General features: G+C 52.8%; 27 protein-coding genes. 22 read left to right on the top strand and 5 right to left on the bottom strand.

Going from position 1 to position 24,513, the window contains the following annotated elements; genetic code table 11:
• Positions 1 to 40: 40 nt before the first annotated feature.
• The 3 genes from MTP36_RS05885 to MTP36_RS05875 form a co-directional block, all read right to left on the bottom strand.
• Positions 41 to 241: a hypothetical protein gene (locus tag MTP36_RS05885; protein ID WP_015537787.1), complete on the bottom strand. Its 201-nt coding sequence runs from the start codon at positions 239 to 241 to the stop codon at positions 41 to 43.
• Positions 241 to 1,278, bottom strand: coding sequence for an SPFH domain-containing protein (locus MTP36_RS05880; protein ID WP_249254103.1), 1,038 nt, complete (start codon positions 1,276 to 1,278; stop codon positions 241 to 243). Before MTP36_RS05880 ends, MTP36_RS05885 begins: the two co-directional genes overlap by 1 nt.
• A gap of 163 nt (positions 1,279 to 1,441) precedes the next feature.
• Positions 1,442 to 2,692, bottom strand: a complete 1,251-nt coding sequence (locus MTP36_RS05875) for a glycerate kinase type-2 family protein (protein WP_249254101.1) — start codon at positions 2,690 to 2,692, stop codon at positions 1,442 to 1,444.
• Positions 2,693 to 3,194: 502 nt separating this feature from the next.
• On the opposite strand from MTP36_RS05875, the gene MTP36_RS05870 reads away from it, so the two are divergent.
• A complete protein-coding gene (locus MTP36_RS05870; protein WP_249254099.1) occupies positions 3,195 to 4,064 on the top strand; it encodes a DUF6017 domain-containing protein in 870 nt (289 codons plus the stop codon).
• Positions 4,064 to 4,852, top strand: a complete 789-nt coding sequence (locus tag MTP36_RS05865) for a ParA family protein (RefSeq protein ID WP_249254404.1) — start codon at positions 4,064 to 4,066, stop codon at positions 4,850 to 4,852. The genes MTP36_RS05870 and MTP36_RS05865 overlap by 1 nt, the downstream gene beginning before the upstream one ends.
• Positions 4,853 to 5,071: 219 nt before the next feature.
• Here MTP36_RS05865 and MTP36_RS05860 read toward each other — a convergent pair whose 3' ends face one another.
• Positions 5,072 to 6,247 carry an IS110 family transposase gene (locus tag MTP36_RS05860; protein WP_156070816.1) on the bottom strand — a complete coding sequence of 392 codons (1,176 nt, stop codon included), beginning with the start codon at positions 6,245 to 6,247 and terminating at the stop codon, positions 5,072 to 5,074.
• A 258-nt stretch (positions 6,248 to 6,505) separates the two neighbouring features.
• On the opposite strand from MTP36_RS05860, the gene MTP36_RS05855 reads away from it, so the two are divergent.
• The 19 genes from MTP36_RS05855 (at position 6,506) to MTP36_RS05765 (ending at position 23,178) form a co-directional block, all read left to right on the top strand.
• The gene (locus MTP36_RS05855; RefSeq protein ID WP_249254097.1) at positions 6,506 to 7,432 is read left to right on the top strand and encodes a ParB/RepB/Spo0J family partition protein; all 927 of its coding nucleotides are present in this window, start codon (positions 6,506 to 6,508) and stop codon (positions 7,430 to 7,432) included.
• A gap of 63 nt (positions 7,433 to 7,495) precedes the next feature.
• Complete coding sequence (locus MTP36_RS05850) at positions 7,496 to 7,918, top strand: hypothetical protein (protein WP_249254095.1); 423 nt, start codon at positions 7,496 to 7,498, stop codon at positions 7,916 to 7,918.
• A gap of 113 nt (positions 7,919 to 8,031) precedes the next feature.
• Complete coding sequence (locus tag MTP36_RS05845) at positions 8,032 to 8,496, top strand: PcfB family protein (protein WP_249254093.1); 465 nt, start codon at positions 8,032 to 8,034, stop codon at positions 8,494 to 8,496.
• A complete protein-coding gene (locus MTP36_RS05840; RefSeq protein WP_249254091.1) occupies positions 8,493 to 10,259 on the top strand; it encodes a VirD4-like conjugal transfer protein, CD1115 family in 1,767 nt (588 codons plus the stop codon). The genes MTP36_RS05845 and MTP36_RS05840 overlap by 4 nt, the downstream gene beginning before the upstream one ends.
• Positions 10,260 to 10,399: 140 nt before the next feature.
• A complete protein-coding gene (locus MTP36_RS05835) occupies positions 10,400 to 10,615 on the top strand; it encodes a Maff2 family mobile element protein (RefSeq protein WP_055186938.1) in 216 nt (71 codons plus the stop codon).
• A gap of 84 nt (positions 10,616 to 10,699) precedes the next feature.
• Positions 10,700 to 11,182: a DUF3990 domain-containing protein gene (locus MTP36_RS05830; RefSeq protein ID WP_005943070.1), complete on the top strand. Its 483-nt coding sequence runs from the start codon at positions 10,700 to 10,702 to the stop codon at positions 11,180 to 11,182.
• The gene (locus MTP36_RS05825; protein ID WP_249254089.1) at positions 11,160 to 11,603 is read left to right on the top strand and encodes a hypothetical protein; all 444 of its coding nucleotides are present in this window, start codon (positions 11,160 to 11,162) and stop codon (positions 11,601 to 11,603) included. The genes MTP36_RS05830 and MTP36_RS05825 overlap by 23 nt, the downstream gene beginning before the upstream one ends.
• 32 nt (positions 11,604 to 11,635) lie before the next feature.
• Positions 11,636 to 12,109 carry a hypothetical protein gene (locus tag MTP36_RS05820; RefSeq protein ID WP_249254087.1) on the top strand — a complete coding sequence of 158 codons (474 nt, stop codon included), beginning with the start codon at positions 11,636 to 11,638 and terminating at the stop codon, positions 12,107 to 12,109.
• Between the two features lie 267 nt (positions 12,110 to 12,376).
• The gene (locus tag MTP36_RS05815; protein WP_249249571.1) at positions 12,377 to 13,243 is read left to right on the top strand and encodes a VirB6/TrbL-like conjugal transfer protein, CD1112 family; all 867 of its coding nucleotides are present in this window, start codon (positions 12,377 to 12,379) and stop codon (positions 13,241 to 13,243) included.
• 13 nt (positions 13,244 to 13,256) lie between these two features.
• On the top strand, positions 13,257 to 13,622 hold the full coding sequence (locus MTP36_RS05810) for a PrgI family protein (RefSeq protein ID WP_249254086.1): 366 nt from the start codon (positions 13,257 to 13,259) through the stop codon (positions 13,620 to 13,622).
• Positions 13,594 to 15,987: a VirB4-like conjugal transfer ATPase, CD1110 family gene (locus MTP36_RS05805; RefSeq protein WP_249254084.1), complete on the top strand. Its 2,394-nt coding sequence runs from the start codon at positions 13,594 to 13,596 to the stop codon at positions 15,985 to 15,987. Before MTP36_RS05810 ends, MTP36_RS05805 begins: the two co-directional genes overlap by 29 nt.
• Positions 15,984 to 17,717, top strand: coding sequence for a C40 family peptidase (locus MTP36_RS05800; RefSeq protein WP_249254082.1), 1,734 nt, complete (start codon positions 15,984 to 15,986; stop codon positions 17,715 to 17,717). The genes MTP36_RS05805 and MTP36_RS05800 overlap by 4 nt, the downstream gene beginning before the upstream one ends.
• A gap of 13 nt (positions 17,718 to 17,730) precedes the next feature.
• The gene (locus MTP36_RS05795; RefSeq protein ID WP_097771853.1) at positions 17,731 to 17,997 is read left to right on the top strand and encodes a DUF4315 family protein; all 267 of its coding nucleotides are present in this window, start codon (positions 17,731 to 17,733) and stop codon (positions 17,995 to 17,997) included.
• Positions 17,981 to 18,712, top strand: coding sequence for a DUF4366 domain-containing protein (locus tag MTP36_RS05790; protein WP_249254080.1), 732 nt, complete (start codon positions 17,981 to 17,983; stop codon positions 18,710 to 18,712). The genes MTP36_RS05795 and MTP36_RS05790 overlap by 17 nt, the downstream gene beginning before the upstream one ends.
• Positions 18,713 to 18,812: 100 nt before the next feature.
• Positions 18,813 to 20,855: a DNA topoisomerase 3 gene (locus tag MTP36_RS05785; protein ID WP_249254078.1), complete on the top strand. Its 2,043-nt coding sequence runs from the start codon at positions 18,813 to 18,815 to the stop codon at positions 20,853 to 20,855.
• Complete coding sequence (locus MTP36_RS05780; protein WP_249254076.1) at positions 20,855 to 21,742, top strand: LPD16 domain-containing protein; 888 nt, start codon at positions 20,855 to 20,857, stop codon at positions 21,740 to 21,742. Before MTP36_RS05785 ends, MTP36_RS05780 begins: the two co-directional genes overlap by 1 nt.
• A gap of 8 nt (positions 21,743 to 21,750) precedes the next feature.
• Positions 21,751 to 22,266: a YodL domain-containing protein gene (locus MTP36_RS05775; RefSeq protein ID WP_249254075.1), complete on the top strand. Its 516-nt coding sequence runs from the start codon at positions 21,751 to 21,753 to the stop codon at positions 22,264 to 22,266.
• A complete protein-coding gene (locus MTP36_RS05770; RefSeq protein ID WP_249254073.1) occupies positions 22,256 to 22,459 on the top strand; it encodes a transposon-transfer assisting family protein in 204 nt (67 codons plus the stop codon). Before MTP36_RS05775 ends, MTP36_RS05770 begins: the two co-directional genes overlap by 11 nt.
• Positions 22,460 to 22,560: 101 nt before the next feature.
• A complete protein-coding gene (locus tag MTP36_RS05765; RefSeq protein ID WP_249254072.1) occupies positions 22,561 to 23,178 on the top strand; it encodes an NUDIX hydrolase in 618 nt (205 codons plus the stop codon).
• 421 nt (positions 23,179 to 23,599) lie between these two features.
• Here the strand turns inward: MTP36_RS05765 and MTP36_RS05760 are convergent, their stop codons facing one another.
• Entirely contained in the window at positions 23,600 to 23,926 is a 327-nt protein-coding gene (locus MTP36_RS05760; RefSeq protein ID WP_249254070.1) for a hypothetical protein, read from the bottom strand.
• 130 nt (positions 23,927 to 24,056) lie between these two features.
• Between MTP36_RS05760 and MTP36_RS05755 the strand changes: the two genes are divergently transcribed.
• Positions 24,057 to 24,413: a TnpV protein gene (locus MTP36_RS05755; protein ID WP_249254069.1), complete on the top strand. Its 357-nt coding sequence runs from the start codon at positions 24,057 to 24,059 to the stop codon at positions 24,411 to 24,413.
• Positions 24,414 to 24,513: the final 100 nt, after the last annotated feature.

The raw sequence follows: 24,513 nt of genomic DNA, 5'->3' as shown, positions 1-24,513 counted from the left end.
CAGCGGCCTTATTTCATAATTTACGTTTACCGCGGGTGTCTTAATGGAGATCCAGCTCCGGCGGGACGTCCAACTGGTCTGAGACATATTTCCCGTTCTTTTTGCGCTGACGCACGCACTCGGTAAGCAGATATTCGATCTGTCCGTTCACCGAGCGGAAGTCATCCTCTGCCCAAGCGGCAAGGGCATCGTAGAGTTTGGCGTTCAGGCGCAGGGGCACCTGTTTTTTCGGCTCGGCCATCAGTACAGGCTGCCGCTGTTCACGATGGGCTGGGCATCCCGGTTGCCGCACAGCACCACCAGCAGATTGGACACCATTGCCGCCTTACGCTCATCGTCCAGTTCCACTACCTTGTTCTCGTTCAGACGATCCAGCGCCATTTCCACCATGCCCACAGCGCCGTCCACGATCATCTTGCGGGCATCAATGATGGCACTGGCCTGCTGGCGCTGCAGCATGACCGCTGCGATCTCCGGTGCATAGGCCAGATAGGTGATGCGGGCTTCCACCACCTCGATGCCGGCCTCGGCCACGTTCTTCTGGATCTCGTCCCGGATGCGGGCAGCCACTACCTCGGAGGAGCCGCGCAGACTGCCCTCGTCGGCTACGCCGTCGCCGGTGGTGTCCACGTTGGGAGAAACATCATAGGGGTACACCCGCACCACGTTGCGCAGGGCGCTGTCGCACTGCAGGGAGAGGTATTCCTTATAGTTATCCACGTTGAACACGGCCTTGGCGGTATCGGTCACGCGCCAGATGACCGCAATGCCGATCTCCACCGGGTTGCCCAGACAATCGTTGATCTTCTGGCGGGAGTTGTTCAGGGTCATCATCTTGAGGGAGATCTTTTTGCTCATGGACTCGACGGTCATCTGAGCATTCTGGCCGTTATTGCCAAACAGCGCAGCCACGCTGTTCTCCTTGCTGTTCACATCTCCGCTCTGGCTCAGGCGGGTGCCGGCGGCGGGGTTGACGGCGGTACAGAAGGGGTTTACCCAGTAAAAGCCCTGTCCCTTCAGGGTGCCGATGTAATCACCAAACAGGGTGAGCACCAACGCCTCCTGCGGCTTTAACACCTTAAGACCGCAGAACAGGAAAATGCCCGCGATCCAATACGCAATGGACAAGATCAGCAGCGGCACGCCCAGAAGCATCCGGTCTGCATTCAGCAGAGTGATGCTGTAAATGAACAGGGCGATGGCCACCACATAGCCCAGCAACGTGAGCAACAGCATAGCCATGCCGTTTTTGCGGGTATTCAAAATTTTTTCTTCCATAACAGGTTCCTCCTTATCAGGGTCGGAAGCATTTCTTTGTGATATCAAAATCATATCACTTTGCAAATGATCTGTCAAGTCCTTCCACAAAAAATCCCCGCCTGCCCGTACACTGCGGACAAAGCGGGGTCAAATGTTATAGGTGCGCCGGGCAGACAGAGTTTCAAGCGTCTGCCCGCTCTTCTCCCCCAATCAGCACTACGGCAACATCATTGACATTGGTACCGGTAGCGCCTGTGATGATCAGCCCTTCCACCGCCTGCAAGGCGTGGTAGGCATCGTTGTTTTGCAGGGTGTCGAACAGGTTCCAGCCCGCTGCAGCCAGCGCAGCGGCAGTATCGCCGTCCGCATAGCCGCCGGCGGCATCGGTAGGGCCGTCGGTGCCGTCACTGCCCACCGAGAACACTGCCGCGTTTTGTCCGGCCAGCGCCGGAGCAGCGGCCAGAGCAAGCTCCTGATTGCGCCCGCCCAGCCCTTTGCCGGTCAGGTGCACCACCGTTTCCCCGCCTGCGATAAAGGCCAGCTTTTTCCCCTGCCCCGCATGGGTGCGGGCGATGGCCCCCAGAAAACTGCCCGCCTCCCGCGCCTCGCAGCAGAGCCGGTCGGTGAGGAGCAGCGGTGCATAGCCCAGTTCCCGGCAGGCTTCGGCAGCGGCGGCGCACAGCTCCCGCACACTGCCGGTGATCTGGGTCGTCACGTTGTCAAGGGCTTTCGGCGTTTCCTGCGCTAACAGCGCCTTTGCCTGCGCCGATAAGCGCAGCTGGTATTTTTCCGCAATGGCAAGTGCCTGCGCACAGGTGGAGCCATCCGGCACCGCCGGGCCGCTGGCGATCATATCCAGCGGGTCGCCCAGAATATCGCTGAGCACGATACTGAACACCTTTGCGGGCGCGCAGGCCTGCGCGAACCGCCCGCCCTTGACAGCGGACAGCCGCTTGCGGATGGTGTTCATCTCCACAATGTCCGCTCCGCTGGCAAGGAGCTGATTGGTGATATCCTGCAATTCCCCGCCGGGGACAAGCGGCTTTTCAAACAGGGCACTGCCGCCGCCGGAAAGCAGAAACAGCACGGTATCCTCTTCGGTCAGCCCCTGTACCAGCGCCAAGGCTTTTTCGGTGGCTGCAAAGCTGTTGGCATCCGGCACGGGATGGCCCGCCTCATAACAGCTTATGCCGGGGATTTTGCCCTTCACATGGCCGTATTTGGTCACCACCACGCCGCCGTCCACGTGCCCCAGTGCCTGCACGGCGGCGTGCGCCATCTGCCATGCAGCCTTGCCTGCCGCCACCAGCAGCACTCTGCCGCCTCTGGGCTGAAAGTTTTCCAGCGCACGGCACACAGCCTTATCCGGCAGCACCGCCTGAATGCTGGCACGAATGATTTCATCCGCATCCCGCCGCAATGTGGTATTCATAGCATGACCCTCCTTACAGGATCTGCCCGAACTCTGCGGCACATTCCATCAACAGCCGCAAGGTTCGGTTATTTTTAATAAATGCAAGTCTGTTTTCCGTAGAAAACAAATAATCCGAACCCGTCTCCCATCGGAAACAAGTTCGGATTATTTTTGTTTGGTCCGAGTGGCGAGAATCGAACTCACGGCCTCTTGAACCCCATTGTGCTTCTCGCAAAAACACAATGGACACTCCGATACCACTTGTACGCAGTATCATCAAATTCCAAACTTATTTTATCATTCTGTTTCATTGGATGTCAAGACGTTTCATTCCTTTTGTGGTCAAATTGTGGTCAACCGACCCCGACAAATGACCTTTCTCCCCTATTAAGTTACATGGCGCAATTCCGATTTTTCAAAATCGAGATTGCGCTTTTTTGTTTGCACGAATTATTCATAAGGAGGATTTGTCAACCATGTCAATGAAACATCGTCATTTTTTCATCCTTGACAGAACCGCATGACCCTTGACTACTTTTACGGACAGGCCGGAGAACTATTTTCGTTCTTCCGCATTCCAAAGGCTCTTTTTCAGGAGCAGCGGTTTCAAAATCTGTCAACCGATGCCAAAACTCTGTACGGCATTCTGCTTGACCGCATGAGCCTTTCTGTTAAAAATGAATGGTTTGACAAAAAAGGCCGAGTGTTCATCATCTTCACGATTGAGGATGTCAAGAGAACTTTACGTTGCGCAGACAACAAAGCGACCAAGCTGCTCCGGGAACTCGAAAAGTTTGGTCTGATTGAACGAAAACGTCGAGGGCAAGGAAAGCCATGTTTGGTGTATGTGAAAAACTTTTCGTCAGAATCTTCAAAGGAGAGTGTCAAGAATCGTGATAATGACGATTCTTGTGGCTCTAAAATCGCTTGTCAAGACCCGGTAAAATCACGAGGTATTAAGAAGAAAGAGAATAAAACAGAGATGAATAATACGAATCTTATCCTTTCCGACGAATCGGAGAAGATGAAGAATCGTGAACTGCTCGAAGAATATTTTTCACACTCTTTGGAGATAGACCTTCTTCTCCGGCTTTACCCGGATGATGAAGATACCCTCTATCAAATCGTGGATTTGCTGGTGGACACCTGCGCCACCAACCGCAAGACGCTGCGCATTGCCGGGGACGATAAGCCCGCCGAGGTGGTACGCAGTCGCTTTATGAAGCTGAACGCCGACCATATCTGCTTTGTGCTGAAGCGCCTTGCAGAGAACAGCAGCCCGATTCGTAACATGAAACAATACCTGCTCGCTTCTCTGTACAACGCACCCACCACCATGCAGCTTTCCTACCAGAACCAAACTAATCACGACTTAGCGATGCGGGGGTGATAAAAATTTCAAAGAAAGCAACCACAATAGCCATCGTCAACCAGAAAGGCGGCACCGGCAAGACCACGACCTGTGAAAATCTAGGCATCGGTCTGGCGATGGAGGGCAAGAAGGTCCTGTTGGTGGACGCTGACCCGCAGGGCAGCTTGACCATCAGCATGGGCTGGCAGCAGCCCGATGAACTGCCCACTACCCTTTCCACTCTGATGGCAAAAGCCATGAACGATCAGAGTATTCCGCCCGGTGAAGGCATCCTGCACCATGCAGAGGGCGTTGACCTGATCCCTGCTAACATTGAACTGGCAGGGCTGGAAGTGTCTCTCGTCAACTGCATGAACCGGGAAAAGATGCTCAAGCAGGTGTTGGACGGTGCAAAGCGAGAATACGACTTTATCCTGTTAGATTGCACCCCTTCCCTTGGGATGCTGACCGTCAATGCCTTGGCAGCGGCAGACACCACCCTGATTCCCGTGCAGGCGCAGTACCTGTCTGCGAAGGGTCTGGAACAGCTTTTGCAGACGGTGCAGAAGGTCCGGCGGCAGATCAACCCGAAATTGAAAATCGAGGGCATCCTGCTGACTATGACCGACAGCCGCACCAACTACGGACAGCAGATCGACAATTTGATTCGGGGTGCCTACGGCAGCAAGATCAAGGTGTTTGACCAGACCATTCCCCGGTCTGTCCGTGCTGCGGAAATCAGTGCCGTGGGCAAAAGCATTTTCCAGCATGACCCCAAAGGCAAGGTGGCAGAAGCCTACCAATCTCTGACGAAGACTAACTATTAAAAGTCAAGCCCTAAAATGAAAAAATCCGCCAACCATCCGCTGCCCATGACAAACATCATTCAAATGCTGGCCTTGGAGTAGCGAGGGTGACGGAGAGAACAGCAAAGCAAGCCCAGCCAACCCTCGCAAAAACAGAATAGCATTTGAATGCTTCGGTTTGTCAAGGGTTCGCTGCGCCAGCTAAGTTGTTCTTAGGTTTAACTCAAACTCTGGAGAAAATCAAGTGATGGCAAGATATGCTTTACCGGACTTCTGCAAAGCGTAAATCAGTCGTACGAGTTTCTTTGTGGCATGAGATAGGGCAACATTGTAGTGCTTGCCTTCAGCTTGCTTTTTGGTAAGGTATTCAGTAAAAACAGGATTCCAGTAACAGACGTATTTGGTTGCAGTGTAAAGAGCGTATCGAAGATAACGAGAGCCACGCTTTTCCATGTGTGCATAGCAGTTTGTGAGTTTTCCTGACTGGTATGTGGACGGAGAACATCCGGCATAAGCCAAAACTTTATCAGGAGAGTTGAAATTTGAAAAATCCCCCACCTCTGCAAGAATCATCGCAGCAGAATAAAATCCCATTCCGGGAATCGAAAGGATTGGCGGTTTCAATTCATCCATGATTTTCCGAATGGCATCTTCTATTTCGTTGATTTCGGAGGTAAGTTCTTGAATGAGCTTAATGGTGTGCTTTAATTCCAAAGACTTAGCAGGCATAACAGAACCAATGGATGTTCTGGCTGCATCTCGGATATGAGTAGCTCGGTCTTTTCGGTAATGGCCTCTGGATGTTGTCACGAGGATGTTAGCCAATCTGGTCAGATGAGCTTCTGAAATCTGCTTTGCACCGGGATATTCACTGAGAAGAGCATAGATTGAAGTGCCGTGGATAGACGAAACAAGCTGTTCTAATTCTGGAAACAGGATCGTAACCAATCTGGACACCGACTGCTTTAGTTTGGCGCGTTCCTGAACTTTATCAAATCGGTATCTCGTGAGTGACTTTAGTTCTTCGTTGTGATATGCTGTATCTGTGTAGGACTTAAGGTCTACATCGGACAATAGCATAGTTGCAATCGTTTTTGCATCCACACGATCGGTTTTAGTTTTGCGAAGACTGAGGCTCTTTCGATACAGGTTGGTATGCAAGGGATTCATGACATAGACGGGCAGGTCGTTGTCAAGAAGAAACCCAAGGATATTGCAGCTGTAATGTCCGGTAGCCTCAAGCCCTACTTTTATTTTGTCTGATTTTTGAGTACAGTCTTTAATCGTTTGCAGCAGCCTTTTAAACCCATCTAGGTTGTTGGGGATGGTAAAGCAGTCAGCGAGGGTTGTTCCTTCTGAATCAAGGATGCAGCAGTCATGCTTATCTTTGGCAACGTCAATTCCAACACAGATCACTTTTGATACCTCCGCTATAGTATTTAATGCTGCTTAGGACCACAGACTTCTTTGCAGTTGTAACCTCGTTCTAAATAAACCGTCTGGCGGTATCTAACTGATTAACATTTCAACAAAGAAGCTGTGGTTGGAGCCTTTGTCAAACCGTCTTTGCGGTAGGAGGTGTTCACCAATCCACAGCATCCTATACAGTGTAGCATACCGCTGGAGAGCGGTCTATAAATACTACTCTTTTATGATACGAGGAGGTGCTGGCTGATGCCGAAAAGCAGCTTAAGCGTGTCGCTGAAAGGGGCAGATGACATTTTCTCCACGGAAGAATCCCGACAGGAACAGCAGCGGGAGCAGGTGCAGCAGATTCCCATCGGAGAGCTGTTCCCCTTCAAAGACCATCCCTTTAAGGTCTTGGATGACGAGTCCATGCAGCGCACGGTGGAAAGTGTGGAACAGTACGGCGTGCTTTCTCCGCTGATCGCCCGCCCACGCCCGGAGGGTGGCTATGAAATCATCTCCGGGCACCGCCGTCAGCACGCTGCACAGCTTGCGGGGCTGGAAACCCTGCCGGTCATCGTCCGGGAAATGTCAGATGATGCTGCTGTTATATTGATGGTGGATAGCAATCTCCAACGTGAAAACATCTTGCCCAGTGAAAGGGCTTTCGCCTACAAAATGAAGCTGGAAGCTCTAAAAAATCAAGGTGCTAGGTCAGATTTAACTTCGTCCCAAATTGGGACGAAGTTGCGAGCAGATGAAAAAGTGGCACAAGATTTAGGAGAAAGCCGCAATCAAATTCAGCGTTTCATCCGCCTGACCAACCTTGTCCCGGAACTGCTGGACATGGTAGACGAAAAGAAGATAGCCTTTAATCCCGCTGTGGAGTTGTCCTATCTGGACGAAGCCCAACAGCGGGATTTTTTAGAAGCAATGCAAGACACCCAGAACGCACCGTCTTTATCCCAAGCGCAGCGGCTCAAAAAGCTGGCACAGGAAGGGCACTTCTCGTATGACGTTGCCTTTGCGGTCATGGGCGAAGAAAAGAAGGACGAGCTGGACAAAGTGGTCATCAAAAACGACACCCTGCGGAAGTATTTCCCGCGCAGCTACACCCCGAAACAGATGGAAGACACCATCATCAAGCTGCTGGAACAGTGGCAGCGCAAACAGCAGCGGCAGAATGAACGCTGACTTATACCGTAACGCAAGACCCGATGGGGTCTTTTTCTTTTGCAACTAAAAGGAGAAAAGCCTATGAAAAACAACGCTACCCGTACCATCCGCTCCGAGGAGATCACCATTGACGTGCGTATCTGCGCTGCACTGGCGGCAAACCGGGGCGGCGAGGTCTACCTCGCAGCCATTGCCCCGGATATGGAGCTGACTGTCATCACGCTGGATGAGGCTCCCGGCATCCTGCCCTGCTTTGAGGAGGATGATGCCTGCCTGAACCTTCCTGACACCTCGCTGCTGCTCTGCTACAACCCGGCGCAGGTGCTGAAAATGCGCGGCAAGCACTACCTGACCGGCCCGGTGATTCTGGTTCGCACCAACATGGACGGCGAGGTCATCTCGCTGACCATTGATGAGGTCTACCTGTTCCAGAAGTATCTGGCAAGCCACAGCATCACCCTGATGGCAGATGACCAGAAGCTGCCCTGCATCTGCATGGACTGAGGTATCGCTATGTCAACGAGAGCGGAATTTTTCCAGAGTATGTATCCGGGGCTGTCCAATGGTGAAGTCATTGATAAACTTATCAAAGCCAGCATCCTGCTGCACGGGAGGTGATGGCAGTGCAGGAAGAAATCGAACAGAAGTCATTCAACCTGATGATCTCTACCACCAAGCTGTCTGCCCGGACTGTCATGCGGGCGGTAAAGGCGGCGGTTCGGCTGTACCAGTCCAAAACATCCCAAGGTAAGCAGAGCGTCCGCACCTTGTTGCGACAGAACCGGGGCGTATCCAGCGTAGAAATCAGCAAAACAGGCATCCGTGATTTTGAGCGGTACGCCAAAAAGTACGGCATCGACTACGCTATCCAGAAAGACACCTCCGAAGTGCCACCCCGGTATTTGGTCTTTTTCAAAGCCCCGGATGCAGATGCTTTTAATGCAGCGTTCAAAGAGTATTCGGCATCCCTGCTAAACAAAGTGAACCGTCCTTCTGTACTGGAAAAGCTGCATGAGCTGGTACAAGCTGCTGCAGAACTCACCGGAAAAGTCCGGCATAAAGAGCAGGAGCGCGGCCTATGAACACGAAAAAGCTCACAAAATGGCTGGCTCTGTATCTGCCCTATATCCTGCTGGGACTGGTAGCAACGAACTTGGGTGAAGCATGGCGGCTGGCCGAGGGCAAAGGACTGGGCGATAAAATTATGGCAATGATGGGAACGCTACCTTTAGCCTTTGCGAATCCGCTGCCCAGTTTGCCCCCATTGGATCTACTTGTCGGCTTTTTCTGCGGCGCAGGGTTACGGCTTGCCGTATATTTGCGAAGCAAAAATGCAAAGAAATATCGGCACGGCATGGAATATGGCTCTGCCCGATGGGGTACACCCAAGGACATTGAACCTTTTCAAGCTCCGAAGTTTGCCGACAACATCATTTTAACCAAAACAGAGCGGTTGATGATGAGCAACCGCCCGCCTGACCCCAAGAACGCCCGGAACAAAAACGTGCTGGTGGTGGGCGGCTCCGGCAGCGGCAAGACCCGGTTTTGGCTCAAGCCCAACCTTTTACAATGTCACAGCTCCTATGTGGTCACTGACCCGAAAGGTAGTATCGTGGTCGAGTGCGGGAACGCACTTCTGAAAAACGGCTACAAGCTGAAAATCCTGAACACCATCAACTTCAAAAAGTCGATGCACTACAACCCGTTCAGCTACGTCCACAGCGAGAAGGACATTCTGAAACTGGTCACGACCCTGATGACCAACACGAAGGGCGAAGGCAGCGGCGGGGACCCATTCTGGGAGAAAAGCGAGCGACTTTTGCTCACTGCCCTGATTGCCTATCTGCATTATGAAGCCCCGGTGGAGGAGCAAAACTTCGCTACTCTTCTGGAAATGCTGAACACCATGCAGGTGCTGGAGGACGATGAGGAATACCAAAACCCGGTGGATCTGCTGTTTGAAGAACTGGCAAAAAAGAAGCCCAACAGCTTTGCCGGGCGGCAGTACAAACTTTACAAGCTGGCTGCCGGAAAGACCGCAAAATCCATCCTCATTTCCTGCGGTGCTAGGCTTGCCCCCTTCGACATCCAAGAACTGCGTGACCTCACCATGTACGATGAGCTGCAACTGGACACACTGGGCGATAAGAAAACGGCGCTGTTCCTCATCATGTCAGACACGGACAGCACCTTCAACTTCCTCATCAGCATGGTCTACACGCAGCTTTTCAATCTGCTTTGCGACAAGGCAGACGATGTGTACGGCGGCAAGCTGCCCATCCATGTGCGGTGCCTTATCGACGAGTGCGCCAACATTGGGCAGATTCCCAATCTGGAAAAGCTGGTGGCGACTATCCGCAGCCGTGAGATCTCCGCCTGCCTTGTTTTGCAGGCGAGAAGCCAGTTGAAAGCCATCTACAAGGACAACGCTGACACCATTGTGGGCAACATGGACAGCCAGATTTTCCTCGGCGGCTCGGAACCCACCACCTTGAAAGACCTGTCCGAAATGCTAGGTAAGGAGACCATTGATGCGTTCAACACCTCGGACACCCGTGGCAACAGCCCAAGTTACGGAACTACGTTCCAAAAGATGGGGCACGAATTATTGAGCCGGGACGAGCTGGCGGTGCTGGACGGCGGCAAGTGTATTTTGCAGTTGCGTGGCGTCAGACCGTTTCTTTCTGACAAGTACGACCTGACGCAGCATCCCAACTACAAGCTGACCTCGGACTACGACCCCAAAAACACCTTTGATATTGAAAAATATCTGAACCGAAAAGAAAAAATTCACCCCGGTGATGAGTTCATCGTGGTGGACGCTGATTCGCTCCCGCCTGCCTGACCCGGTAGGCGGTTTAATTTTACCCCGGTCAGAAAGGTGCACCAGGAAATCAACCTTGCTGCGGTTATGCAGTGTAAAACAATAAGATTTCGGGTGTGTACAAATGATCGAAGACGCTTTATAATAAAGGAGAAAAGACTATGGAATTCTTCAACTCTGCTATCGAAGTTCTTCAGACTCTGGTTGTCGCTCTGGGTGCCGGCCTCGGCGTTTGGGGTGCCATCAACCTGCTGGAAGGTTATGGTAACGACAACCCCGGCTCCAAGTCTCAGGGCATGAAGCAGCTCATGGCTGGCGGCGGCGTTGCTCTGGTCGGCATTACCCTGATTCCCCTGCTGAGCGGTCTGTTCGGTTAAGAACAGCGGGCGGCGGTTGCCGCCCGGTACATATTATAATAAGGAAAGCCATAGTTACTATCTCACATACAGAAGGTGAAGCAGATGAGCGAGATTTTATTGTATCACGGCAGTAAAGAAGAAGTTGTCTATCCCGAAATCCGCATCACACGGTATACAAAGGACTTCTCTTGGGGATTCTACTGCACGAACAACTATCAGCAAGCCTACCGCTGGGCAGACCGCCGTTCTGCTGACGGCCTTGTGAACGTCTATCGTTATGTAGAGAATCCCGACCTGAAGATTCTGCGTTTTCCTGAAATGTCGGACGAATGGCTGGATTTTATTGCAAAATGTCGTGCAGGTGAAACCCATCCCTACGATATTGTGGAGGGTCCCATGGCAGATGACACCATTTGGGATTACGTCAACGGATTTACGTCCGGGCAGATCAGCCGTGAAGCATTTTGGGCATTGGCGAAGTTCAAGCATCCGACACACCAGATCAGCTTTCACACCGTAAACGCTTTGCACTGCCTGACCTTTGAGAGGAGTGAGCCCATCCATGACCGAAAAGCAGAAAAATGATGTTCTCTATGTTTGCAGCCTGATCGAGACCATCGCCCGCAAAACCAAAAATCATCGGCAGGATGTGATCCGTCGCTTCACAAAAGCCGACATCGAACGGCAGCTCCGGCTGGCAGAAGTGAACCATTGCCTGTCCTTTGAGCAGGTTTCGGATGAACTGATCGAAGATCTCAACATCCCGGATGGGGATTTCGACACCGCTGCAGAGTGCCGCTATACAGTCCCTTCTGCAACCTCCATCGGAATGCTGTATCAGGGGCTGGTGCTATCTACCATGAAGGATGAGGATGCTGCACAGGCAATTCTGGATGTTTTTTCGTCGTTTATCACGGATGAGATCTCCGATTTCAATTCCAACGTATACTACACCAATCCTGATTATCTCCGCTGCTCCTATCTGGAGGGCAAAATGCTTGCTTGATTTCCACTTTCTTACCGCTGGGAGCATAGTAAATGAATGATTACAAGCCTTACAAACAGCTCAAGCAGAAACAGAAAGCTAAAGTTGTAGAGCGGATGTATAAAGAACTTCATCAGTTCTTTTCCGATAATCAACGGTTTCCTGATACCCCGGATGAACATGAGTTGCTTGCTCGCCAAATTTTTTCGCACATTCCATACCATGTTTCCTTTGACGAGTTCTATGCCGTATATAATAAAAAGCATTCCGCGATAGAACAGTGCCTTACAGAGAAAGGATTGCCGGAACATCTGCTTCATCGTGAGGAACGCAGACAGGAAAAACTGAATCGTCCTGCTGTAAAAACGATAAAGTCCAACAAAAAGAAGAAAAAGAAACAGGTGTTCGAGCCACTCGTGGAACAGAATGATGATTTCTTCTTTATTGCTGGTTATACTTCTGGCGGTGCCCCTTATGGTGTCACATGGGAAGAAATGGGCCTAGAGCCATGGGAAGAACTTATATAATAATGTTGCCATTGCCGATTGCCAAAAAGCAGTCGGCATTTTTGTTTTCATCGGCTTCTGAGTCGATTATTCCATACGGCGGCTTGAGCAGAAACGGAAAGCCCTCTGCGGTTTGCAGGTTTATTGATTGCCCGTGCTCCAAGCCGTGTTTTTATCCACCCATCAACGAAAGGCGGTGCTATATGCAGTTTTTGACCCACATTATTTTTCTTCTGAACCTTCTCAAGACCCTCATCAACCACTTCAGCTAAGGACGGTGACTGCTGAATGGAAACCGTTCTCAAAGCCATTGCCGACTGGATCAAAGGCATCCTGACGGCAGGCATTATGTCAAACCTTTCCGGCTTGTTCGATGATGTGAACACGCAGGTGGGCAACATCGCACAGCAGGTGGGCACCAAGCCATCGGCCTTTGAACCGCGCGTTTTTGCGATGATCGAAGCCCTTTCCCGGAACGTGGTGCTGCCCATTGCAGGCATCATCCTGACCTTCATCGCCTGCTACGAATTGATTGAGATGATCACCCAGCACAACAACATGGCACAGTTTGAGCCTGCGCTCATCATGCGCTGGATTTTTAAGACCGCTGTTTCGGTCTGGCTCATCAGCAATACTTTTGATATTGTGATGGCAGTCTTTGACCTTACGCAGAAAGTTGTGTCTGATTCCAGCGGTATCATTGCCGGAAACACCCGTGTCAACGACATTGGCCTGTCCATGCTGCAATCCAGCCTGATGCAGATGGATGTCGGCCCATTATTCGGGCTGTTTTTGCAGTCCTTCTTCATCGGCATCACCATGCGGATATTGAGCATCATCATTTTTGTCATCGTCTACGGGCGTATGATCGAGATCTACTGCATGGTAAGCCTTGCACCCATCCCCATGGCGACTTTCGGCAACCATGAGCAATCGCACATGGGGCAGAACTACCTGAAATGCCTGTTTGCGCTGGGCTTTCAGGGCTTTCTCATCCTCATCTGCGTGGCGATTTATGCGGTGCTGATACAGTCGGTGGCGATTTCCGGGGATGCCATCAACTCCATTTGGAGCATTGTGGGCTACACCGTTCTGCTCTGTTTCAGCCTGTTCAAGACCAGCTCCGTGACAAAATCCGTTCTCGGAGCGCATTAAAGGAGGTGTTCACTTGGCTGCGTATATTTCCGTTCCCCGTGACCTGACGAAAGTGAAGTCAAAGGTCGCATTCAACCTGACCAAGCGGCAGCTTGTCTGCTTTGGCACAGCGGCTCTCATTGGAGTGCCGCTGTTTTTTGTTCTCCGGGACTCTGGCGGCAACACTGCTGCCACCCTCGGCATGATGGCGGTGATGCTGCCGGCGTTCTTCCTTGGGATGTACGAAAAGAACGGCCAGCCCATGGAAAAGCTGCTGTCGTACTATGTGCAGTCACGGTTTCTCCGCCCGAAAATTCGCCCCTACAAGACCAACAACTACTATGCGATTTTGATGAAGGGAGGCGTGACCCATGATCCCATTTTGGAAAAAGACCGGTAAGCACAGCAAGCCGCAGTCTGCGCAGAAGCGCAGGCAGAACACAAAGCCTGCTGTGCCCCGGACCGTCCAACAGTCCATCCCCATGCAGCGGATGTTTGAGGACGGCACCTGCCGTGTCCGTCCCGGCTACTACACCCGCACCATCCAGTATCAGGACATCAATTACCAGCTCGCCCAGCAGGAGGACAAGACCGCCATTTTCGAGGAATGGTGTTCCTTCCTCAACTTTTTCGACAGCTCCATCAAATTTGAACTGTCCTTTGTGAACATGGCAACCGACAGCACCGAGTTTGAGAAAAGCATCCGCATTCCGTTCCAGAAGGACGGCTTTGACGATGTTCGTGCCGAGTATTCCCAGATGCTGCGCCAGCAGCTTGCCAAGGGCAATAATGGTCTGACCAAGACCAAATTCATCACCTTTGGGGTGGAGGGCGAAAGCATGGCACAGGTCAAGCCCCGGCTCGACCACATCCAGAACGATCTGCTGAACAACTTCCACCGGTTGGGTGTGCAGGCAAAACCCCTGAATGGTGCCCAGCGGCTGAAACTCATGCACGATATGTTCAACATGGACGGCGCATCCAAGTTTCACTTTGACTGGAAAGACCTTGTGAAAAGCGGGCTGTCTGTGAAGGATGCCATTGCGCCCACCGCCTTTGCTTTCAAGAACAGCCGTACCTTCCAGATGGGCGGCATCTGTTGCGCCGCCAGCTTTCTGAGCATCACGGCCTCCGACATCAGCGACCAGCTTTTGAAGGATTTTCTGGACATGGATTCGTCCCAGATCGTCACCATGCACATTCAGAGTGTCGATCAGAACCGTGCCATCAAGACCGTCAAGCGCACCATCACGGAACTGGATCGCAGCAAGATCGAGGAACAGAAGAAGGCAATCCGTGCCGGATATGATATTGACATCATTCCGTCGGATTTGGCGACCTACGGCAGAGATGCCAAGGCTCTGCTGAAAGAATTGCAGAGCCAGAACGAGCGGATGTTCCTTGTCACCTTTCTGGTGCTGAACACGGGCAGGACTGAGCAGGAACTGGAAAACAATGTTTTTCAGGCCAGCTCCATTGCCCAGAAACACAACTGCAACCTGTGCCGACTGGATTTCCAGCAGGAGCAGGGGCTGATGAGCAGCCTGCCGCTGGCTGACTGCCAGATCGAGATTCAGCGAGGGCTGACCACCAGTAGCACTGCCATCTTCATCCCCTTTACCACGCAGGAACTGTACCAGTCTGGCAAGGAGTCCCTGTATTATGGGCTGAATGCACTGTCCAACAATTTGATTATGGTGGACCGCAAAAAGCTGAAAAACCCCAACGGCCTGATCCTCGGCACTCCCGGTTCTGGCAAAAGTTTCTCGGCAAAGCGTGAGATCACCAACGCTTTTCTGGTGACGGATGATGATATTATCATCTGCGACCCGGAAGCAGAATACGCTCCGCTGGTGGAGCGTCTGCATGGACAGGTTATCCACATCGGTCCCGCCAGCACCCAGTATATCAACCCCATGGACATCAACAGCAATTACAGCGAGGAGGACAATCCGCTGGCTCTGAAAGCGGACTTTATTCTTTCGCTGTGTGAGCTGGTGGTGGGCGGCAAAGAAGGGTTGCAGCCGGTGGAAAAGACGGTCATTGACCGCTGCGTCCATGTAATCTATCGCAAGTATTTCGAGAATCCCACCCCAGAAAATATGCCGCTGTTGGAAGATCTGTACAACGCCCTGCTGACGCAAGACGAACCGGAAGCCCGCCATGTAGCGGCTGCGCTGGAAATCTACGTCAAGGGCAGTTTGAACATTTTCAATCACCACACCAACGTGGACATCCACAACCGCATCGTCTGCTTCGACATCAAGCAGCTGGGCAAGCAGCTCAAAAAGCTGGGTATGCTCATCGTGCAGGATGCCGTGTGGGGGCGTGTGACCGCCAACCGTAGTGCCGGAAAATCCACCCGGTACTATGCAGACGAGTTCCATTTGCTCTTGAAGGAAGAGCAGACTGCCGCTTATTCCGTGGAGATCTGGAAGCGTTTCCGTAAGTGGGGCGGCATCCCGACAGCCCTAACGCAGAACGTCAAAGATTTGCTGGCAAGTCCCGAAGTATCGAATATTTTTGAGAACTCGGACTTTGTGTATATGCTCAATCAGGCCAACGGAGACCGGCAGATTCTCGCAAAGCAGCTCAACATCTCGCCCCATCAGCTTTCCTATGTGACCCACTCCGGCGAGGGCGAAGGGCTGCTGTTTTTCGGCAATGTCATTTTGCCGTTCGTTGATCACTTCCCGAAAGACCTTGAACTCTACCGCATCCTCACGACCAAACTCAACGAGATCTCGGAGGGCGCACAGAAATGAGTGAACCGAAACTGAACATCAAAGAGGAATCGTCCGCAAAAAAGACCCGTTCTCCCCCGAAGAAAGCGAGGGTGGAACAGTCGGTGCCCAAAAAGAAAAAGCTGAAACTGGATGCAGATAAGGCTGCGGAAAAGGCACAGCATCCGCGGTTTGGCAAGGCGGAACTGACCCCGGACGAGTTGAGCCGGTTGAGCAAGGCGCAGAAGCGTGAAATGTACGCCGCCCATGCCGCCCGCTCTGCGGTGCATCACGAAGTTGACCAGTATGAGGATGAAAACGTCGGTGTGCAGGCGTTGAGCGAGGGCGAAAAAGCGGCAGGAAATGTCCGGGATATTTCCAAGAGCAGATACGCCCGCAAACTCAAGAAAAAAACCAAGATGCAGGGCAAGAAATGCTCCAAAACCGCAAGATCTTCTGCATCGGAGCCGACTGCGGCACAAGATGCAGGCGCATCCAGCACCAGTGAGGGCGGTTCCAACTGGCTTTCCCGGTGGCGGCAGAAACAGGATATCCGGCAGAGCTATTATGCTGCCGCCCGGTCGGGCACAGCGGCGCAGACCGCAGGCGGTAAGGCGGCATCCAACGGCGCATCTGCTGCCCGGTCCGGCGTGGAACAGGCGGTGGAGAAAGGCAAAGCTGCCGTCAGCACTGCCGTGAAGGGGCTGATGAATGCCGCCAAAGGCAACGCACACGTTCTGGTGATCGTGGGCGTTTTTCTTTTGCTCCTGCTCATGGTGATGTCGGGCTTTTCCTCCTGCAGTATCCTCTTTTCGGGCGGCACACAGGTGTCCGGGCAGACCATATACTCTGCCGAGGATCGGGACATCCGGGGCGCAGAACAGGACTACAAGAAGCTGGAAAAGGAACTGGACAAAAAGATCAAGCGCACCCCCATCGACCACCCCGGCTACAACGAGTACCAGTACCATCTGGATGCCATCGAGCACGACCCGTGGCAGCTCACTTCTTTTTTGACTACGCTCTATGACGATTATACCCGGTCGGAAGTACAGGCAAAATTGCAGGAGATTTTCAAAAAGCAGTACAAGCTGACCACATGGGTAGAGGTGCAGATTCGGTACAAGACGGTCTGGGTCATCAGTCCGGCAGGTATCCCTGTTCCTACCCAAGTGCCGTATGAGTACAAGATTTTCCACACCAAGCTGGTGAACCGTGGCTTGGAGGTGGTCATCCGGGAAGAATTGGATTCTGACCAATGGAAACGCTACGAGATCTTTCAGGACACCTTGGGTGGCAGACCTTACCTGTTCAACGGCGGATTACCGCCCGGTGGTTCGGATGGCTCCGGTACACCGGGCATCGACTATCAGGTTCCGGCAGAAGCCCTGACCGACAGCGAATTTGCGGCCATCTATGAGGAAGCAAAGAAATATGTCGGTACACCCTACGTCTGGGGCGGCAGTTCCCCCGAAACCGGGTTCGACTGCTCCGGCTACGTTTGCTGGGTCTACAATCAGAACGGCTACGATGTAGGGCGCACGACCGCAAATGGCTTATGGAACAAGTGCCAGAAAATTTCCGAAGCCGAAGCAAAACCCGGTGATCTGGTGTTTTTCAAGGGAACCTATGACACTCCCGGTATGAGCCATACCGGGATATATCTCGGCAACGGCATGATGGTCAGTGCCGGCGACCCCATCAAGTACGCAAACATTCATTCGTCCTACTGGGAGAAGCATCTCGCCGGGTTCGGACGGCTTTCAAAATGATTGGAGGAGTTTTATGAGCGAAAAATCGGATAAGCTGCGGGCGATGTTGGCAAAAGAGAAGGAACGCCGCATCAAACTGAACAATCGTATCGAGATTTTGGAGCGGCGCATTCAGGAGGAGGATTCCGCCGAGGTCAACGAGATGGTGCGGACTGCAAAAGTCACGCCGGAACAGCTTGCTGCTCTGCTGCGGCAGTCAGCTACCGCCACCCCGAACCCGGCTGCGCTGTCTGCCGTGGGTGCAACTTTCGAGAAGGAGGTCGATGCAGATGAAGATTAAGAAACTGGGCGCGCTGCTGGTATCGGCGGCACTGTGCGCTGGCATGGCGGCTCCTGCTTTTGCTTTTGAAGGCGAAGCTGCCCCGGTGGAGCAGCCGGTTCTGCCGGAAGTCGTGGAGGAAGATGTTGTCACCGTCACGGACGAAACCTCTGGTGCCCTGACCCCGGAGGGCAATCTGACGCTGGTAGACGACTACCACACCGACTATTCCGATGGCAGCGGTCAGCAGTTCATCACGCTGGTGTCGAAGTCGGGTGCGACCTTTTATCTGGTCATTGACCGCAACGCCAAAGGGCAACAGACCGTCCACTTTATGAATCTGGTGGACGAAGCCGACCTTTTGGCTCTGATGGAAGAGGATGCCGCCGATGCCTACACCGCTGAAAAAGAAGCAGCGGCGCAGGCGGAACAGGACAGGCTGAAAGCCGAGGAAGAAGCGAAAAAAGCCGCCGAAGAAGCGGCAGCATCCGGCGAGGAACAGCCCAAGGAAAACAAGGTCACAAAGATCGCATCCGGCTTTCTGGGTGTGGTCGTGCTGATCGCACTGGCGGCAGGCGGCGGCTTCTACGCTTTCGCCAAGCAGAAGCAGAAAAAGCAGGCCGAAAAAGAAGCCCTTGACCCTGATGCAAACTACACCGAGGACAAGGGCGACTTTGAGATTCCCACCGAGGACGAGCCGGAGGAACCCGGTGAGGAAGATACCGAACCCATCTGATTTTAAGGCGGCATTTTGCCGCCGTACATATCCAAATGAAAACAGATTGGAGGGAACGCTTATTTCAATTCTAGTTGTAGCAGAAAAGCCATCGGTGGCCATGTCCTATGCAAAAGTTCTCGGTGCGACCAACCGGCAGGACGGCTACCTTGAGGGCAACGGCTATCTCGTCAGCTGGTGTGTTGGTCATCTGGTGGAACTGGCACCGCCCAACATCTACGATGCCAAATACGTCAAGTGGAGCATCGCAGATCTGCCCATCCTGCCGGAAAAGTGGCAGTATCTGGTGTCTGCGTCCACCAAAAAGCAGTTTGGCATCTTGCAAAAGCTGATGCACCGGGCAGACGTTGATACTGTGGTGAACAGTTGCGATTCCGGCCGGGAGGGAGAACTGATCTTTCGGCTGGTCTATGAACAGGCTGGATGTAAGAAGCCTGTTTCCCGCCTGTGGCTGTCCAGCATGGAGGAAAACGCTATCCGAGAAGGGTTCGCCCACCTGAAACCGTCAACTGAATACGATGCGCTGTACAACGCAGCACTCTGCCGGGAACGTGCCGACTGGATGGTCGGCATCAACGCTTCCCGGCTTTTTTCGTGTCTGTACAACCAGCCCTTGGCAGTGGGGCGTGTTATGACCCCGGTGCTCGCTATGACCGTGGTGCGGGAAGCCGCCATCGCCGCCTTTGTGCCGGAGAAATTCTACACGGTGGATCTGGAACTGACCAGTGGCTGCACGGCATCCAGCCGCCGCATTCCTGAAAAAACCGTTGCAGAGAACCTGCTGGAAGCCTGTCGAAAGGAGATGGTGGCAACGATCCAGCGCATCACCCGCAAGGAAAAGTCCGAGAATCCACCGCCGCTGTACGACCTTACCACCCTTCAGCGGGATGCAAACCGCCTGCTGGGATACAGCGCACAGCAGACGCTGGACTATGTGCAGAGCCTTTATGAGAAGAAACTTACCACTTATCCCCGAACTGATAGCTGCTATATCACCGACGATGACGAGGAAATGCTGGAAGAACTGACCGAGGCACTGGAGGTTTTTCTCGACATTACCCCGGAAGATGTGGACGAAGCTGTGCCCCGGACACGGCGCACCATTAACCGGGAGAAAGTCAACGATCATCACGCCATCCTGCCCACCCGCAGTATGCTGCAAGCCGATTTGGATGCTCTGCCCAAAGGGGAGCAGAACGTCTTAAAACTCATCATCGCCCGGACATTGATGGCGGTAAGCAAGCCCTTCCGTTATCTGGAAACCCTGCTGACCACCGAATGTGCCGAGGAGGAATTTACCGCCAAGGGCAAGGAGGTTCTGGAGGAAGGCTGGAAAGCGGTGGAACGCAAGGTACTGGCAGACATTCTAAATCGAAAACAGGAACTCACCGCCCTGCCCAATGCGGCAGAAAACGAGTGCGGTATTCTCAACGCCGAGCTAAAGGAGGGCCAAACGTCCCCACCGAAGCATTTTACCGAGGACACCCTGCTGCACGCTATGGAAACCGCAAGTGCGGACAGTATGCCGGAGGGCGTGGAGCGTCAGGGTATCGGTACTCCGGCAACCAGAGCCGCCACCATTGAAAAACTGGTACAGAAGGGCTTTCTGGAACGGAAAGGTACCAAGAAAACCAAGGTGCTTCTGCCCACCGACAAGGGCAAAGCCCTCATCACCGTAATGCCCGAAGAGATTCAGTCTGCGGATATGACGGCTGACTGGGAAGCGAAACTGCTGCAAATCGAGCGTGGCGAAATGGAGCCGGGTGAATTTATGACTGAGATCAATACGATGATTACCGAACTGGTAAAGAACACGGAAATGAAAAAAGGAGCGAATGTACTTATGAAAAGCAAGATTATTGGTGTCTGTCCGAACTGTGGGAAGCCTGTCGTGGAGCGCGAAAAGGGCTGGTTCTGCGAGAACCGGGAGTGCCGTTTCGTGCTGTGGAAGGACAATGCGTTCTTCAAGCGTTTGGGCAAGCGTCTGGACACTCATGTGGCAGACAAGCTGCTGCGGGATGGTCGGGTCCGCCTGAAGGACTGCAAGAGCGCCAAGGGCAAGACCTACAATGCCACCATCCTGCTGTCCTGTGAAGCTGATGGCCGCAGCAGGTTTTCTCTGGAATTTGAAGGTGGGTGCTGATGGAACAAACCAAAGAAGCTGTTTATCTCATCAATGGCGACAAATACTTGCATCTGCGAGAGAATGGCGCAGGGGTCGGCTTTGCCACTTATAACAAGGTAACTGGCGAGCCGCTGGAAAGTGGGCAGATCTCGGAAAAGAATCTGCCGCCAGGCGGACAAAACACCATCCCTGCCGCCCGGAACTGGTATCTGTTTGAACTTTCGGACGATGACCGTAAGGCCATCCAACAGGAAAGCGTAAAAATCCTCGAAAACATCCCGCAGGCGGGCATCGGCAGGCGGTGCATCTGGGAGCCGGAAACGCTGCCGAAGGATATTCGTCTCATCAACAGCCACTATGATGACCTCTATCGCATTCCAGATGGCGGCGTGATTCAGGTGGATTACCCGGATGGGCGCAGTTTTACGGCACGGGTGGAGCATCTGGATGATTACCACTTTGACATGGGCGGTTTGGGCAATGTGTTCCACATCTGCCAGTTTGCCGAGGTCATGGAGCGGAACCATGCCGACTTCTACCCGGAGATTCAGACACAGGACGAGCAGGCGGCGTGGGAACTGGGCGGCAAAGGCTACCTTGCAATCCAGTCCTGTGAAGATGGATGGGACTACACTATTTACCACAGTGATTATTCCGTAATGGACGGTGGGCAGCTGGATGCCCCGGAACTGACCATTCAGGAAGCTCGTGAGCAGATTCTGGAAGCGCACCACATGGAAAAGGGGCGGCGGCTGTTGCAGGACTACGATGCCGTTATGGATAAAGTTGCGGAAGCCGAGGAACGGAGTGCAGACCATCGCTCTTCCACACTGGAAAAGCTGGCAGAACTGGCAAGCGATACGTCTGTGCCAAAACCGTCTGTACGTTCTGCGCCGGAACTGTGAGGTGGGCGATGCAGCAAAAATGGAACCAGAATTTTGACGGCGAACCCATGGCGGACATCCCGCAGAAATTTCTGAACGCAGGGTGCGATGTTTATATGGTGATGCAGCTGCGGCATGACGAAAAAATCTTCGATGAAAGATTTGCTTCTATGCGGGAGTTGAATCGTCGAGGCAAAACACCCGACCCGGAGCATTACGAGCTCACCTACTATGCTGATCTGCCCGCCATGTGGCAGGATGTGCCGAGCGACGAGGTTCTGGAAGAACTGTTTCAGATGTTCAACCTCTCCCGTCCGCAGGATTTTGAGGGACACAGCCTGTCGGTCAGCGATGTGATCGCACTCAAACGCAATGGCGAGGTGTCTGTGCATTATGTGGACAGCATCGGCTTCAAAGATTTACAGGGGTTTCTGGACAAGCAGCCGGAACGTACCTCTGTTCTGCAAACGCTCAAAGAGAAGTGTGATGCCCCGGAGTGCAACCCAACCGGATGCCGGAAAGTGAGGGATGCGCATGAACTTTAATCACGAGGAACTCATGCTGATGATGCTCTACAACACCGGCACCCGGCTGGGGCTTATCCACGAACTGCGGCTCATGCAGTGTTACCTGATGCCGGACGAGACCGCTCTGCGGGAACTGTCGGAGGGCGTTATTGAAAAGCTGAAACTTCTGACGGATACAGAGTTTGCCGAACTGGAATTTCCACTGGACTGATCTTCGCCGCCTGCGGGCGGCGTACATATCCTCTTTTCCAATGCAGTTCAGTGTGGTATACTGAACTCGACAACTCGGAAGTTGTGGAGGTAATAAACTATATGAATGATAAATGGGTTGAGTTTGCAATTCGTATTCAAAGTATTGCTCAGGCTGGGCTTCAGTATGGGAAAGATAAATATGACAGAGAGCGTTATGAGGAATTGAGACAGATTGCAGCAGAAATGCTGTCCCTGAAAACGGATATTCCGGTAAATAAAATTTTCGATTTGTTTTGTAATGAATCTGGCTACCAGACACCAAAAGTAGATACACGGGCTGCAGTTTTTGTTGACGGTAAAATTCTGCTTGTACATGAAAATAATGGTACATGGTCATTGCCGGGAGGGTGGTGCGATGTAGACCAGTCTGTTATATCCAATACGGAAAAAGAAGTGCGGGAAGAAGCAGGATTTTCGGTAATATCCGAAAAAATAATTGCAGTTCAAGATTGGCGAAAGCATAATGTGGTGAATTATGCTTATGGAGTAGTGAAGATTTTTGTTCTGTGCAGGTATGAAGGTGGAGAGTTTGAAAAAAATATTGAAACTACAGAAATTAGATTTTTTGATAAAAACAATCTCCCATCTGACCTTGCTGTAGAAAAATGCACAAAAGAACAAATTTTGATGTGTTTTGACTCGTATGAAAATCCAAATGCGGCAACGCTGTTCGATTGAGACAACTTCCAGTTTGACGAATAACCAAATCACTACATACCCTCTGCGGGCAACCACAAACCGGTTGCCCGCTATTTTTATACCCTAAAATCTGAAAAAGGAGGCCAAAATGCCAAGCAAAACCGAAGAATATCTCGCCCTTGCCCAGCGCACAGCCAACGGCTTGACCCGATACTGGGAAAGCTGGACGGACTACCTGATCACCGCATCCCGGCTGTACAAGTACCCCTTTGCAGACCAGCTGATGATCTACGCCCAGCGGCCCGATGCCACCGCCTGCGCCGAATTTGACATTTGGCGCAACCGGATGAACCGCTATGTCAGGCGTGGCTCTAAGGGCATCGCCCTGCTGGACGAATCCAGCGGATTCCCGCGCCTGCACTACGTTTTCGATGTGTCGGACACCGGGGTGCGCCGCAATTCACGTGACCCGGAGGTGTGGCAGCTCGGTCCCGATTTGGTGCAGCCGGTTTCGGAAATGCTCGCCGACACCTACGGTATCAGTGGGGAGCGTGTCAGTCAGCAGCTCGCAGATGTTGCCGGGAAACTGGTGGCAGATTACTGGGACAACAACGGCGGCGACATCCGCGCCATCGTTGACGGCTCGCTCCTGATGGATTATGATGAAGCCGGAGTGGAGATGCAGTTCAAAAGCGCCGCCACCATCAGTGTCACCTACACGCTGCTGGAACGATGCGGTTTTGAGCCTGCCGGGTGGTTCGATAAAGACGATTTCCGAGCCATCCACGAGTTTTCCACCCCGGATGCCGTTTACGCCCTCGGCGCAGCCGTCAGCGACATGAGCCGGGAGGTGCTGCGGAACATCGAGCGCACCGTGAAAACCACCATTCGCCGCCGCAATGCAGAAAGGAGCCAATATGAATACGAACAGCAGGAACGTGACCTACTCGACCGTCGGGGATTACCTTCTCCCGAACCTGACCCTGAACCAGCCCCGGAAGCCGCTGGGCAAGTACGGCAGGCTGCGCCGGACGTACCTGAAGGAGCATCGCCCGGTACTGTACAACTCGATGCTCCTGAACGGGAGCCTGTACCCGCATCTGATGGAGGTGGAGCAGACGGCAGAGAGCCAGATGCAGCAGACCATGGCACAGCTCTTGAAACAGACCCCTGCCCCGGACAAGGAGCAGAATCAGCTGGCGTGGGTACAGCACATGAACAGCCTGAAAGCGCAGACCGAGGAACTGGTGTTGACGGAACTGATCTACAGCTAAGTTTCTTCGATGCCCACATCCCCACCGAAGCTGAGCAAATTAAAAAAATCGACCAAGCGGAGAGCGAAAAAACGCCCTCCGCTTTTTCGTTATCTCAAGC

The sequence above is a fragment of the Faecalibacterium sp. I4-1-79 genome, assembly GCF_023347235.1.
Taxonomy (GTDB): Bacteria; Bacillota; Clostridia; order Oscillospirales; family Ruminococcaceae; genus Faecalibacterium; species Faecalibacterium tardum.
Note: the sequence above shows the minus strand (reverse complement) of the source record. Positions and strands in the feature narration are given on the sequence as shown.